This window comes from Herbaspirillum camelliae (assembly GCF_001929405.1).
Lineage (GTDB): Bacteria > Pseudomonadota > Gammaproteobacteria > Burkholderiales > Burkholderiaceae_D > Herbaspirillum > Herbaspirillum seropedicae.
In genome coordinates this window covers 1773688-1788053 of record NZ_KV880769.1, presented here as the reverse complement: position 1 = coordinate 1788053, position 14366 = coordinate 1773688, and the positions used below count along the sequence as shown (strand labels likewise).

Annotated in this window: 9 protein-coding genes; 1 reads left to right on the top strand and 8 read right to left on the bottom strand. The window is 51.5% G+C overall.

Annotation, left to right across the window (positions count from 1 at the left end):
• Window positions 1-653: 653 nt before the first annotated feature.
• On the bottom strand, window positions 654-2204 hold the full coding sequence (locus BGK68_RS07915; RefSeq protein ID WP_075256642.1) for a methyl-accepting chemotaxis protein: 1551 nt from the start codon (window positions 2202-2204) through the stop codon (window positions 654-656).
• An 844-nt stretch (window positions 2205-3048) separates the two neighbouring features.
• Between BGK68_RS07915 and fliD the strand changes: the two genes are divergently transcribed.
• The gene (gene fliD, locus BGK68_RS07910) at window positions 3049-5073 is read left to right on the top strand and encodes a flagellar filament capping protein FliD (protein WP_075256641.1); all 2025 of its coding nucleotides are present in this window, start codon (window positions 3049-3051) and stop codon (window positions 5071-5073) included.
• Between the two features lie 466 nt (window positions 5074-5539).
• On the opposite strand, the gene BGK68_RS07900 is transcribed toward fliD, so the two are convergent.
• From BGK68_RS07900 to BGK68_RS28215, 7 genes are all read right to left on the bottom strand, one after another.
• Window positions 5540-8602 carry an efflux RND transporter permease subunit gene (locus BGK68_RS07900; RefSeq protein ID WP_075256639.1) on the bottom strand — a complete coding sequence of 1021 codons (3063 nt, stop codon included), beginning with the start codon at window positions 8600-8602 and terminating at the stop codon, window positions 5540-5542.
• Window positions 8602-9663 (bottom strand): efflux RND transporter periplasmic adaptor subunit, encoded by a 1062-nt coding sequence (locus BGK68_RS07895; protein ID WP_075256638.1) that lies wholly within the window; start codon window positions 9661-9663, stop codon window positions 8602-8604. Before BGK68_RS07895 ends, BGK68_RS07900 begins: the two co-directional genes overlap by 1 nt.
• Window positions 9656-11023 carry a TolC family protein gene (locus BGK68_RS07890; RefSeq protein ID WP_158035427.1) on the bottom strand — a complete coding sequence of 456 codons (1368 nt, stop codon included), beginning with the start codon at window positions 11021-11023 and terminating at the stop codon, window positions 9656-9658. Before BGK68_RS07890 ends, BGK68_RS07895 begins: the two co-directional genes overlap by 8 nt.
• Before the next feature lie 65 nt (window positions 11024-11088).
• Complete coding sequence (locus BGK68_RS07885) at window positions 11089-11850, bottom strand: COG4705 family protein (protein ID WP_075259726.1); 762 nt, start codon at window positions 11848-11850, stop codon at window positions 11089-11091.
• 86 nt (window positions 11851-11936) lie between these two features.
• Entirely contained in the window at window positions 11937-12803 is an 867-nt protein-coding gene (locus BGK68_RS07880; protein ID WP_075256636.1) for an FTR1 family iron permease, read from the bottom strand.
• A 63-nt stretch (window positions 12804-12866) separates the two neighbouring features.
• Window positions 12867-13406: a phosphatase PAP2 family protein gene (locus BGK68_RS07875; RefSeq protein ID WP_158035425.1), complete on the bottom strand. Its 540-nt coding sequence runs from the start codon at window positions 13404-13406 to the stop codon at window positions 12867-12869.
• Between the two features lie 506 nt (window positions 13407-13912).
• On the bottom strand, window positions 13913-14366 hold a 454-nt coding region (locus BGK68_RS28215; protein ID WP_233149256.1), incomplete at its 5' end, for an integrase core domain-containing protein.

Genomic DNA, 14366 nt, shown 5'->3' with positions numbered 1-14366 from the left:
TCATCTTGGAGTAGCGCCTCGAAGGACTCCTTTGCTCTAACCTGAACGAAAACATCATTCCCGCGGTCCAGCTCCATGACCGTGCGGTAAAACGTAGCATCCACAGGCTCATAGAATGTTATGGAATTTCTCACCCCTAAGAGGTCTAGCGAACGTGAGAGGTCCCAAGAACTCATTCCCCAGCTACGCAGTCCTCCAAAGAAAGCCCATTTATCAGACCCAAACATCGAAGTAGCTGTTTCTCTTTCGCGAATTCGGTCTACCCAAGCAGTGAAACCACCAGGAAACTGTCCATCCGAATAGGTTGCAAACATAGCCGATGGACCACAAAGTCCTGCTTCCACAATTGAATCCTTTGGGTATCCACGTATACCCTGTCCTCGTTGGATAGCAATCCGATACCTCTCCTCGTTACGCAAATTACTAGCCGTAATGGATTCGTCGCTGGAATAGCGCCGTTGCCAGCGCTCATACTGAAGTTGCAGAGATGCATTCTTCAAAAAGGAAATTGCGTACCAGACAACTACGAGTCCAACAAAAAATAGAACCAGTCCTCTGTTGGTTATGCGTGGCCACTCCAGATTTTCTGCTTTCCCCAATTCTTTCCCCTCGATTTGATATTTTAAGAAGATAAAACTACGCTAAACCAACTACTACCTCAACTTGAATACGCTAACCAATCCAGACAGGGTACTTGCTTGTTCCTGCATTGACTGAGCAGCTGCAGCAGCTTCTTCTACCAATGCAGCATTCTGTTGCGTCACTTGGTCCATTTGGGAGACGGGGCGGTTAATTTCCTCGATGCCGGCACTTTGCTCATTGCTCGCCGCTGAGATTTCGGCAACGATATCAGTCACGCGCTTTACGCTCTCGACGACCTCAGCCATTGTCGAACCTGCCTCACGAACCAACGTAGTACCTGTTCCAACTTTGCTAACCGAGTCGTCAATCAGCTCTTTGATTTCCTTAGCTGCCGATGCTGAACGCTGAGCGAGACTACGGACTTCAGAAGCAACTACCGCAAAGCCACGCCCCTGTTCGCCAGCGCGGGCAGCCTCAACTGCGGCGTTCAACGCCAGGATGTTTGTTTGGAACGCGATACCGTCGATAACACTGATAATCTCGACGATTCTATTTGATGCATCGTTGATAGAAGCCATGGTCTCAACAACTTGGCTAACCACGCTTACCCCCTGGACAGCAACGTTTGACGCTGTGACTGCCAGCTGATTGGCTTGACGTGCGTTATCGGAGTTTTGCTTGACGGTCGACGTCAGTTCTTCGAGAGCAGATGCCGTTTCTTCAAGCGATGTTGCTTGCTCCTCCGTACGACTCGATAGGTCCAAGTTTCCGGTCGGTATCTGGGTCGAAGCTGTAGCGATGCTGTCTGTTCCGGTTCGTACGCTACCAACAACATGCAAAAGCCCCTCATTCATTGCCTTCAACGCCGACATAAGCTGCCCCGTCTCGTCAGAGCTCTTTACTTGAATATCTGCAGTAAGGTCGCCTTTAGCAACGCGCTGAGCTACTGAAACCGCGTCTTTCAAGGGCTCCGAAATGATACGCGCGACAAATAAGGCGAGTGCCACTCCGATAGCTAAAGCTACAACCAGGAGGCTGATAACTAGAATTCGACTTTTCGCGAATAGCGCGTCGGCGCCTTGAGTAGCGGCATCCCCATGGACCTGATTTACTTTGATTAGCGCTTCAAGATTAGCCAAAATAGTTGGATAAATCTTATTGGAGCGCCCGAGGTACAAGTCTCTTGCTTCCGCATTGTTCTTTGTCAAGAATGCGGAAACAATCTTTCTATGTTCTGCCAAAAACTCAGACACATCCTTTTTGACTGTTGGATAGAGCTGTTGCTCTTCTACAGTATCAATTGAAGCTTCATATTCCTTCATGGTCTTATCTAGGCCAGTCAGAATCACCTGGCTACGCTGAACCAGAGCATTCATTGCATCTAGGTCACCATCGTAGATAGCCAGCTGAGACTCTGTTCCCCGTAAGCGGACGAACAATAGCTTGATATCTGCGAGAGATTTTTGCGCCGGCATCCAGTCGCGCGTAATCTCCGAAGATGCATCGTTGACTTTCGATAGCGCCGAGATTGAGAAAACCCCTAGAACTGCGGTCAGGAGAAGCACAGAGAAAAAGGAAAGCAGCAGCTTTTTTGAAATTTTCAGATTAAGAAACCAGGTCATTTTTTCCCCAAGACCAATATTTGAGAACAATAGTAATTACCAACTTCGCCGGCGTAGCTCATCGCAATCTTCTGTGCGATTTTTCTCGCCGCAAAGGCCGCCCCTCCAAGTCATTATGAATTTCAAAAATCCATTTCAATCGCGGAATAAAAGGGGCATTTAATGTCGCCGAACAAGCTCCTTTTACTCCTTTCCGTTGTCGAAATAATGGATTGTTTTTGGCTGGAACATTTATGGCGCAGCTTGTTTGCAACGAGTTCTGCAATCCTCCCTAATCCTAAGTTTCATCTAAGTATTAAGGAATATTCTTCTTATCGTCGGGGCTACGGTCGCTTACTTTTGTTGCCAACGTTTCGCCAATACATCGCTTCCGACGAGAGATAATTTTTATGGGGGTAGAAATGAACATCAGTGCAATCACTGCAAAGCCTGTAACGGCCGAAGATAAGAACGTCGGGACAACTACGGCGCCGAAGTCAGCCCAAGCGACTCGCCAAGACGGCACTACTCCGGCCTCCGATTCCGCAAATGTATCCCCCAGCACCAAGGTCACAATTAGCTCCGCCGCGCGAGCTGCTCTGGCTGAGGCGACAGAGACCGCTCAACAAACTACTCAAGAAGCTCAGAGTGGCGACCGTCAGGCGATTAATCTCCTCGCGAAGCAGGCAAAAAGTCACGCGCAACACTGAGGTCCGCCACCCCTTATGGGGTGGCGCACCAAAGTCGTTTTGAGCGCGACTGCATAAGCCACCGCCTCAACAGCCAATAAGCATCATCCCTGAACCCTGGAAGGTACTTCCTGACCGGGGCGGTCAAACTCATCTTCGGAATCCTAGAGGACAGCATGCCAACTTCTACTGGCTCCATTTCCACCTCCGCGGGCCCACTTGATGTAGCGACATTGGTTTCGCAACTAATCTCTGTTGAGAGCAAAGCGCAGCTCACTCCATTGACTACAAAAGCGTCTGGAATCAATGCTCTGATTTCTGGCTATGGAAACTTAAAGAGCGCGCTCACTACCTACCAAAGCGCACTGAAAGGGCTAACGGCAGCTAGCTTCAGTTCTCAGAAAGCAGCTCTTACGAATGCTGGTACTGGGACAAACCTCACCACAGACCCATTCACGGCTGACATCAACACCGACTCTTCAACCAAGGTCTTGGCTCAGAAGCTCCAATCGGGGGGATTCGCACAGGGCCAAACCTTCAACGCAGGCGATACGATTGCCATCAAGGTTGGGACAAATCAACCCACTTTTGTCACCCTCAAGGCCAACGCAACGCTGGCTGGCGTACGCGACGCTATTAATGCAGGCAACACAGGTGTGACCGCCAGCATTGTCAGTGATGGAAGCGGCGACCATCTGGTTTTTGAGGCAAATACTGGAGGCACAGCGAATACCATTAAGCTGACTGCCAACAACAGCTTGTCGAGCCTTTTCTACGACGCGTCCTCTACTCATCCTAGTTCGGTGACCCAACTGCAGGCGCCGAGAGACGCATCGAAGGCTGCGTCCGGTCAGTACGCTATAGCTGTTTCGCAGCTAGCCCAGGCACAGAAAGTCAGTTCCACCGGAATCGCTCCAGGTACTACGTTCGACAACGGCATTCTGGCCATCAAGACAGGAACTGGGTCGACCGCAATCATCAAACCAACGACCAATACGCTTGCCGGCGTTCGCGATGCAATCAACGCCAGCGATGCCGGAGTAAATGCCTCCATCATTAGCGATGGAACGAATGACCACCTGGTTGTAACCGCCAAAGACAGTGGTGCGGCAAATACGCTGCGCATCTCTGGAACAGGCAATTTCTCCATGCTCTCCTTCGACCCAAGCGGCACCCTGATTTCCCCAAGTTTCACAACTGGCCAGACATACAACGCTGGCTCCCTGACGCTGCAAGCCGGTGGGCAAAGCGTGACCATCAATCCGACGGACCTTGATGGAAATGGCTCAATTGGCCTAAACGACGTGATGAAGGCCATTAACAATGCGAATGCAAATGTCACCGCCAGCATTACCAGTTCCGGGGGACAAGACCATTTGGTGTTGGCGCCGTCTGGCACGAGCCCGATTTCCCTCGTAGGGGCTGGCGATTATGCGAATCTAAGTGGCAGCTCGATGGGGCAGCTAGCGAAAGCCCAAGACGCCCACGTCTCGATTGACGGCGTCGCCGTGACCAGTTCAAGCAATAAAGTGGCTGATGCTATTTCCGGAGTAACACTGAACCTAGCGAAGGTTACTAATAGCAACGACAATTTCTCGTTAGCGATTACCAACGACAACAGCGGAGTCAGCACCGCGGCCAATACGTTCGTCAATTCTTACAATACCTTGGCCAAGACAATCAGCTCGATGACGGCTCAAAAGCCGTCGACGACCTTAGGCGCTGCGAATACATCCGCCCCCTTAGGTGCCGAATCCTCTGTCCAAAACATTATCAATCAGCTGCGTAACACACTCATGACGTCCATGGGCACGACGAACGGCACACTCACGCTTTCTCAGATTGGCATTTCGTTCCAGAAGGACGGTACTTTGGCATTGGATTCGGCGAAGCTCACGACCGCCACAAACGCCAACTTCGATGGGATAAGCACACTACTGACCTCAACCAATGGGGTCATACCTAAACTTCAAACGCTGATGGATTCAATCTTGAGTGACACAGGCATTATCGCGACCAAGACAAATGGCCTGCAGAACAGCCTGAAGATAAATACAGACCAACAGACGGCGGTCAATGCTCGCCTGACCCGTTTGAAGGACACCTATACAAATCAATTTAACAAACTCAACGTCACTTTATCTTCCATGCAATCCACGCAGAGCTACCTGACACAACAACTCGGGAAGCTGGTCAAGTGAACGAGATGCACCTCCTATACAGATAACATTAACGCCTCCTGCTAACTATGTCCCAAAATCTCGCTGAAGCGTACAATTTGATTCGTGAACAGGCAAATCAACTTGGTCGACTTGCTCAGCTAATGGAAGCGAATATCGCTATCCGTGACGCGCACAATACGGTTCTCCAGTCGTTAATACCGCTATTGCGCGATGACCCTAGATTTGCTTCGATTGTTACGGCTGTCAACAACATCCGTCTTACTAGCCACGTTCAACAAGATGTTAGTAACGTTTTTGTTGAAACATACATTGACGCTATCAATGCGTTGATGCCTGACAATTTGAAGGTGCCACTTTCCTCTATCGATTTCGCGAATAGAGGGAAATAGCGAAAGATTTTCCAATTGGTAGAAATCAGAACGGCTGCGTGTGATTTATCATCACGCAGCCGTTTTCATTGATGAGACAATTCTTCGCCGTCTGTTCAATTGCCAGTTTTCAAGCGCCCACCTCCGCTCAACCAGTTGTACAGCACAGGCATCACGACGAGCACCAGCGGCAATTGAACGAGCAATCCCGAGATGATGGCAATCGCCAGTGGTTGTTGCATCTCCGAGCCCTCTCCAATAGCAAATGCCAGAGGAAGCAAAGTCAGGATTGCAGCCAGGGTGGTCATCGCGATGGGCCGCATTCGATTTTTGCCGGCCTCAACAAGGGCATCAACGCCTTTGAAATGGCCACTTACCTCTCGTTGTTCGGAGAAGTAGAAAATCGCCACCTCCGTCACAATGCCGATAATCATCGTCATCCCCATCATTGCTGAAATATTCAAGTCAATCCCAGTGAGGGATAACCCAACGAAGACCGCTGACACTGATACAAGTGACGTAAAGAGGATGACGCTCGCCATCAGAAAGTCTTCGTACATGAACAGCAAAAGCAAGAAGACAAGCACTGCTGCGGCCGCAAACACTTGCATCAAGCCCTGGAATGCCAGGCGTTGCTGCTCATAGAGGCCACCAAGTTGGTAATAACCGCCCTGCGGGAAGGTACCCGCTTTATCCAACTCCGCTTTGACATCTGCAACAACCGAACCCAGGTCGCGGCCGCTGATACGCCCGGTAACCGCAATCATCTGACGCAAGTTCTCACGTGCAATCTCTGCCTGTCCGGTCAATACATCGAAAGTTGTAACCCGCTTGAGCGGAACTAGATGACCGTCTGGGGCTTTCACCGTGATGTTTCCCAAATCATTGTCGGTGCTACGCATCTCATGCGGAATCCACACGCGGATTCCGACCGGCTTCACGCCCTCAATCAATTGGGTCGCAACATTGCCACCTAGGCTGTCCGATAAGCTCTTGGAAATGGTTGCTGCATCCAGGCCCTCCCGAGCGGCCTTGACCGGGTCAATATGCAGCTGCAATGCATCGCCGGCGGGATTGATACCGTCCTTAACGTCGACAACACCAGAAATTTTCGATATCTTCGCCGCCACTTTCTTCGCTAAGACAGGCAACTCTTTAGGGTCGGCTGAGAAAATCTTCACCTCAATCGGCTGAGGTACTGCGGTCAAATCTCCAATTAAGTCTTCCATCAGTTGGGCCATCTCGACGTGGATTCCTGGTACGTCGCTTTCGATACGCGTCCGGACCTCCTCCATCACAGCGTCCACTGGCTCTCGATTACCCTGTTTCAAACGAACGAAGAAGTCACCATGATTAGGCTCGCTGATACCACCTCCCAGGCCGGTACCGGTGCGTCGGGAATATGTCTGAACATTGGGATTGGCGCGAATAATTTTCTCAACCTGCTGAACCAATCGGTCCGTTTCAGTCACTGCGGTCCCGGGCTCACTGTAATAGTCCAACACGAACCCGCCTTCATCCATCGACGGCATGAATCCTGAGCCGACCTTCTGGAATCCTATGAAACCGGCACCTGCCAACGGTAAGATGACCAAGAGGACAAGAACGGGGCGCTTGAGGAGACGATGCATCAATGCTTCATAGCGGCCATGGAACCACTTCGTCAGCTGGCCCCCATCATCGTGCTGCGTGTCTTTCTTCTTTAGCAGCATCCCCGCCAAGACTGGGACAGCAAGCCAAGTAAAGAGAAACGAAATGAAGAGGCCCGACGCCATGGTGATTGATAAGGCCTTGAAGAAAGCGCCTGTTACTCCGGTGAGAAAAGCCAGTGGCGCAAAAATGACTAACGTAGATGCGCTGGAGCCGACTAGCGGCCGTACAAACTCGCGCGCCGCGTCCATCACTCGACCGTGGATAGGACCACTACCATCGTGATTCTGATGCAGCCTTCTGACGATATGCTCAATCATGACAATGGCATCGTCAATGATTAGCCCTACGGCCGCAGCCATCCCCCCAAGGGTCATGATGTTGAAGTTCATGTTCAACAGGGTCAACAGCACCACCGTCGTTGCCAAGACTGCAGGCACAACCAACACAGCAATCAGAGTAATTTTAAGATTCCGCAGGAACACCAACAGAACGATAGCAGCCAGAGCTACACCAATGAGAATGGCGTCTCGCACGCTGGAGGCGGATGCGGTTACCAGTTGGCTTTGGTCGTACCAATTGGAAACTGTCACGCCTTTGGGCAATTGGCTCTGGAAATCTTGAATTTTTGCTTTGATGTCCTTCGCAATTTGGATACTGTTGCTGCCTGGCTGCTGGTAGATAGACAGAAGTACCGAGTCTTGTCCGTCCGCCGTAACACGAATCCATTGCGGAACGGTCGACCGGGTAACAGCGGCAACATCACGAATACGAACAATCCCATTACTGCCACTTGCAACAACTACGTCGCCAATCTGCTGGAGATTCTGCAGGCGTGCGTCCGCCATTACTAGGAAGAGCTTGTAATGGTCCTCCAGTCTGCCAACGACATTAATAACGTTGCTAGCGGCAAGAGCACGGGAAACATCGTCAGCGGACAGTGCTCGCGCACTGAGTTTCTGCGGGTCTACCGCTACTTGATACTCTTCGACGGCCCCACCTATCGATTGCACTCTTGCGACGCCATCTACTCCCGAAAGCAGCGGCCGCAATTGGTATTCCGCGATGTCATATAGCTGCGTCGGAGATACTGACTTCGAGGTAAGACTGTAGGCGATGATGGGAAAGACGGTCGGGTCCATACGACGTGTCTTGATTACCGTCCCTGGCGGCAACTGTGACGTAATCTGGGACATTGCAGCATTGACCTGCAAGGCAGCTGCAGTCATGTCCAGCCCCCAGTCGAAATTGACTGAAATCTCAGCGGAGCCGCGAGCTGTCGTCGACCTGACTGACTTGACGCCTGGAACGCGACGAACAGCCTCTTCTACAGGCCTCGTGACCAGCAGCTCCATTTGCTGCGGTGGCTGGTCGCCGGCATCCAGGGAAACGACTACCCGTGGAAAATCAACCGTAGGGAATAGCGAGGTGGGCATCTTGAACGATGCAATCAAACCACCTATCGCCAGTACCGCAATGAAGAAGAGTATCGAACGCCGATGAGAATGTACCCAAGAACTAAAATTCATCATTGGGCCACCCTTACTGCCATTCCTTCTGTCAGTTCATAGTTCCCAAGTACGACTACGGGCTTAGCGCCATCGATAGCGCCAGTCACGCCGACAATTTTGCCATTGTCGACTATCTTCTTGACCGCAACTCTGTGCGCAACGTTGCTAACCACTTGAAAGAGATAGCTACCATCGGCGTCTGTGAGTACCGCTTGGCGAGGTACTTCATATGCGTCTTGACCTGGAAGAACAATATCCGCCCGGACACGGGAGCCCGGAGTCAAGTGTGCGGTGGCAGGGATTTTCACCAAAACATTTGCCAACTGAGTCTTGGGGTCCACTACACTGTAGACGTCGGCTACTTTCGCCTCAACCATTGGACCGGCGCCACTCAGCTCGGCAAGCCTGACAGTGAGTCCCGGTCGTACAGAACGCAGGTCTGCCGGGTCCACTCCCAGCAAAACTTTGAGTGTTTCAGTTGAACCTATCTGCATGAAAGGTACACCAGGTTGCAAACGGTCTCCTTGGGCTGCACTCAACGAAAGCACAACACCGTCAACAGGCGCCTTGATGATTTGACCGGCCCTATCGCCACCCAGCTCGCGCTGTGCCACTAGATTTGCTTCGGCGTCCGCCTTTGCCTTGCGTGCCACATCCACTTGAGTCTGTGTTGCCAGCTTCGAGGTCTGCAATTCCAGCAGACGTGCGAGGTCCTCCTTGGTCTGTTCCACGCTGGTCTGCGCTTGCTCGTATGCCAATCGTGTCATCGGGTCGCCACCGAGAACCGCGATTATCTGCCCCCGCTTCACGGCAGCCCCCTGCATGACGTTTAAGGTAGTGATGCTCGCCGCGCTGGCGCTGCTGACTGACCTTACGGTACCGGCCGCGACATCTCCATATGTGACCAACGTCCCCCCCATGGACTTCAACTGAACAGGCTTCACAACTACTTGGGCGCTCTGTTTAGATTGCGGGTCGGTGGATTGTGCGTGCGCCCGGCCCGACTGATTGCTCACGAGCGAGGCTGCGAAAATGGCGGCAAACAAGGTTGAGGCCAGATAGACGGTTCTTTTATTCATGATATGTGCTTGCTTTCGATTGGGCCGGAATTTCTCCGCCAATGACGCTCAAGAGCGCTGCGCGTTGTTCCAGCAAGGCCTGTTCAAGGGTAATTTCTTCGGTCTTCTTTGTAAGACGCTGCGCTTCGATGCCAGCTAATGTCAGTGTGTCGACGTTGTTCGCTTTAAACGCCTTGGTAGTCAGCGACAGCTGGCTCTCGACTTCTTTTAGCCTAGCCCGCGACTGTTGTAGCTGTTCGTTGCCTAATTCCTGGTCACGCAGTAACCGGTCAACATCAGCAAATGCCACATTTACCCGTTGCTGATACTCATCGCGAAGCCGTTGCCGTGTCGCTTTTTCGATAGCGATGCTCCCTTGATTCCGATTGAAGATGGGAATGGAAAGAGAGACGTTGAATCCTTGAGACGACACATTGCTAGTGTCGCGGGCCCGAGTGATGCCGATGTTCAACGACGGGAATTGCGCCAAGATTGCCGCTCTATATCGGTTGTCCTGAGCGTCAAAGCCACTCTTAAGTGCAAGTAAATCTGGGCGACGAGAGGGGAGCTGTTGCAGTACACCCTTGATTGCCGCAGCATCCGGCACGGGAAGGTCAACATCATCTTTTAACGGAACTACGACGTTCGGTGCGAGGCCCAGTAGGTTGTTAAGGTCGTGGCTATACTGGTTTTGAGACTTTTTCAGGTCGGAGATTTGTTTACGCAAATCAAAAAGTGATGTTTCCAAGGAGTTACTGACATCAAAAGTCACCAACCCCTTGGCCAACGCCCGCTCCACATCCAGCACGCGAGGCTCAAGCAAAACTCTCATATCTTGAAGTGCAGCCAGCAGCCGATTGCCCTCTACCAAGCGAATATAGAGAACCCGAGCCTGAGATATGACCTGCCACTCTTGCCAAAGCAAATTCAGGTCTGCCTTAGTAGCATCATGCTTTGCCGCTCCCTCGAGATTTGCATGCGTCACCAACGCCATGAAGTCGTAACTAGGACCAACGGTGTACCCTCGCGATGAACCTGGGTCAGGCTCCCGCTTGTAGTCGGCACTCATGGACAACTGAGGGTCCGGCAGTAAAGAAGCAGAAAACGCTTGTGCATGAGCTATGCCCGCGTCATCCCTCGCTAGTTTCAGGTCAGGATTGTTGGTCACTGCCAATATGGCGACATCTGTGATATCCAGGCCTCCAGCATCGGGGTTAAAGGCATGTGGAGGGAGAGAGGGAAATCCCAGATTCTCGGCTGGAATCTGGATGCGAGGGATTTCCGTCTTCCAGCTAGGCTTGTCCGAAAGGGATAGCGGCTGGTAGGTTGCGCAGCCGGCTAACACTGCGGTGAGTACCAGCGCCGAAGTCATCGATTTCATGGGTGTCCATGTGAACATTGAATTCGATGAACTATAGAGGTCAAAAATTAGGCAACAATTAGGTTTTATCGCCGCTTCCGATACAACATGAATACGAGGCCGATAATCATGAGCATAAAAATGACGCTGGTGCCGGTCGTTCCGAATCCCAATCCACCATTCCCTTTTTCCTGCGCTAGACCATCGCCCACAGATGCCCCCAGCGGCCTTGTCAATATGTAGGCAATCCAGAAACTCACCACGGCCGAGAGATTGAATCGATAGTGAAGTAGTGCTACCAGCGCGATGGCAGCACCAAAGATTGCCGCAGACACGCCATAACCAAGCTGCAGACCTTCAGAGAACCAGTCGCCGGCGGCAGTTCCCAGGGCGAACGTGGCCAAGATAGCGAGCCAGTAGAAACACTCTCGCGTAGGAGAATCCACATGATGAATCGAAAGCGTACGCTCACGTGCGAACCAGATGCCAAAGACCGTCAGTAATAACGCAGAGAAGCCTACGGTGGACCATGCCAAAGGAACGCCGAGTACATCCGTAAGGTTGTCGGTTATCAGCGTGCCGAAGACACTGATGAATAGAACCGTAATCCAGTAGCGGATTGGGCTATAGCTTCGCGACGACATTTGAAAGTACAGTGCCACAGCAAACAGAATTCCAACAACAATCGACGTTCCCCCGAGTCCGAATCCCAAATCGGCATTCAAGAAGTCAGCTGCTGTTTCGCCAACAGTTGTGGACATCATCTTGATAAGCCAGAAAACTAACGTGGCCTCTGGGACCTTATTACTCCATGTGGAATGAGCTTCCTCTTTTGTTACTGAAAACATGCCGGCCTCCTTCATAGAAATTGAACGACTTCCAGCATGAGGGGCAATACTTAGACAACGCTTAGCATCTAACGAAGAGGCTTGCTTCAGCGGCGAGATTCGGGCACTTTTTTCAATTTGCTCTTTCTCATGGCAGCAACTATCGCCCACCAGTAGCCCGCGTAGATTATCAAGCTCATATAGACAGGCTGAGACCGATAGCCGGTCATCGTCGACACCATTCCGCCGGTAACCGTGCTGTCATCCAGAAGCCAACGCGTGTCCCATGCTCTGGCAGTGAGTAACTGGGAAATTGAGAGCCCGGACAGAAAATCGGTACTCTCGAGCAGCAAGTCAATGCATTTCTCCAAACCTGTCAAAAGGAGGCCGGCAGCCAGGAAAAACAGGATGAGCTCAGAAATCTGGAAGAATCGACGCCATGAAATAAGCTTCCCTCCGAGCTGCAATACAAAAAATGTAGCGATTGCTGATAGAAGTCCTATGGCTATTGCGCTCAGAAAGACGACAGCACTATCGGCATGGCCTACACCCACACCATAGAGAAACACAGCACACTCACTTCCCTCTCGGGTAATAGCTATTGCGGCAAGAAACAACACCCCCCAGCCCGTACTATCTTGCGATTTCCGGTCGAGGGAGGCCACCAAGTCAGCCTTCATCGTTCGGCCGCTTTTTCTCATCCAAAATGCCATACGGACGATTAGAGCCGCTGCGCTGAGAACAATAGCAATCTGGAAGTATGTTTGCGCATTCCCATCCAACGCGTCGTTGAAAACGACAAGTAGAAAACCAGCCAGCACCGCCGTTAAGACGCCAAGCGCAACGCCACCCCATAGATAAGGCAATGCAAAGCGGGTCCGCTCTCCGCCATTTTTCATCCAAGAGAAGAGGATGCCTACAATAAGCAGTGCCTCGACGCTCTCTCGCCAAACGATGAATGATGTCTGTCCCATACGCCCCTTGTAGATAACCTTTCTTGATACCTTGAACGTTAGGCGGCAAGACTTAGGGGAAACTTAGGATTTTCTATCGGGAAATATAGTTACGTTGTCATTCTTTAGCGGAAGTGAGCACAGCGCCGCCCACGCAATTCCGGCGAACCATCCCCCCAGCACATCTGATGGATAGTGCACGCCAAGATAGATGCGAGAAAATCCAACAAGGAAAACGAACAGCGCTGCGGAAATCCACCACGCTCTCTTGACTTCTTCTTGCATTACAAATCCCAAAGAGACAAGGAGTACCATGGTGTGCATTGAATGCCCGCTTGGAAAGCTGTAAGAGGCTTCCGAAACCAGGGTGTCCCAGAGTGCTGGACGCGGGCGCAAAAAGTATTCTTTGAGGACCGAGTTTAGGACGGCACCACCGCCGACAGCCAAAGCGAGAAATCCAGCAATTGCTATCTTTCTCTGACTGAGCAAGAAACATAGGAAGATTATCTCTAATGGAGCAAGCACTAGAGCTGACCCCATGGTGGTGATTGCAACCATCACCAAATCCATGAACTCAGAAGCTTGTGCATGGACAATTGCCATGATGCCCAGGTCAATGGACATTGTCTTCCGTTGGGAGATGAGATACGCAAGGAAACCGAACAGAAATGCTCCAGATGCTGTGGTTAGCATCCGGATTGACCGAGACATACTGCATCGCATACTTCCTGCTCGCTGCTGATTAATTTTTGACATTGGCTGACGAAAGATGTGGTCTTCGTCGAGCCTAAGTGCCAATACTTAGCACAAGCTTAGGTCTTCACGTGGCGTTGCATAGAGGCGTCAAAGGTTGGATTAAAGATAGATGACTTTGAGTGGAAGATGCGCGCGCTTCCAAGCTTCGTTAAAAAAATTTAATTTCTCTTCGATACAGTCTTTTAATGAGGACGTGAGCACCACAACCACTCAATTGAAATTCACATCACTTAAACTCCTCATAAACAGCTTACTTCCAGCGCGACTTTATTAAGGTTATTTAATTCTTGTAAGCGCACTTCTCGCGATTCCATCCCCCTACCATTAGCTCCGTTGTCGGCATTCGTGTAATGACCCAGCGAAACCTGCTCAAGTTATGCGGCTAAAGCAAACGCCTCAGCCGGTGTCTTCATGCCCAGCGCCTGATGCGGCCGGCGGTGGTTATAGAAGCCGATCCAGTCACCAATGATGCGACTGGCGTGCTGCAATGTTTCGAAGCGATGTCGATGAGCGCATTGCTCCTTTAGGGTTCTGATGACGCGTTCGACCATGCCATTCTGCTGTGGGCAATGCGGCGTGATGAACTCTTGCTGAAGCCCGTAACTGCGGACCAACGCGGTGTAACTACGGCTGGTGAACACCAAGCCGTTATCTGAGCGCAGCAAGAACGGCGCCGTCACGCGACCCAGTGAGCCATAACGCGCGATCAGCGCTTGCTCCAAGGCCGACTCTGCCGTCTTCGACTTGCCCGAACGCGACAGATGCCAGCCCAGTAATTCCCGCGTGTGGCAATCAATCACCAAGGCTAGCACCGCCCAGCCATCTCGC

Coding starts and splice junctions, on each gene's coding strand:
- fliD (WP_075256641.1), top strand. CDS start 3,049: ATGCCAACTTCTACTGGCTCCATTTCCACCTCCGCGGGCCCACTTGAT.
- BGK68_RS07885 (WP_075259726.1), bottom strand. CDS start 11,850: ATGTTTTCAGTAACAAAAGAGGAAGCTCATTCCACATGGAGTAATAAG.
- BGK68_RS07875 (WP_158035425.1), bottom strand. CDS start 13,406: ATGTCCATTGACCTGGGCATCATGGCAATTGTCCATGCACAAGCTTCT.
- BGK68_RS07900 (WP_075256639.1), bottom strand. CDS start 8,602: ATGAATTTTAGTTCTTGGGTACATTCTCATCGGCGTTCGATACTCTTC.
- BGK68_RS07895 (WP_075256638.1), bottom strand. CDS start 9,663: ATGAATAAAAGAACCGTCTATCTGGCCTCAACCTTGTTTGCCGCCATT.
- BGK68_RS07890 (WP_158035427.1), bottom strand. CDS start 11,023: ATGAAATCGATGACTTCGGCGCTGGTACTCACCGCAGTGTTAGCCGGC.
- BGK68_RS07915 (WP_075256642.1), bottom strand. CDS start 2,204: ATGACCTGGTTTCTTAATCTGAAAATTTCAAAAAAGCTGCTGCTTTCC.
- BGK68_RS07880 (WP_075256636.1), bottom strand. CDS start 12,803: ATGGGACAGACATCATTCATCGTTTGGCGAGAGAGCGTCGAGGCACTG.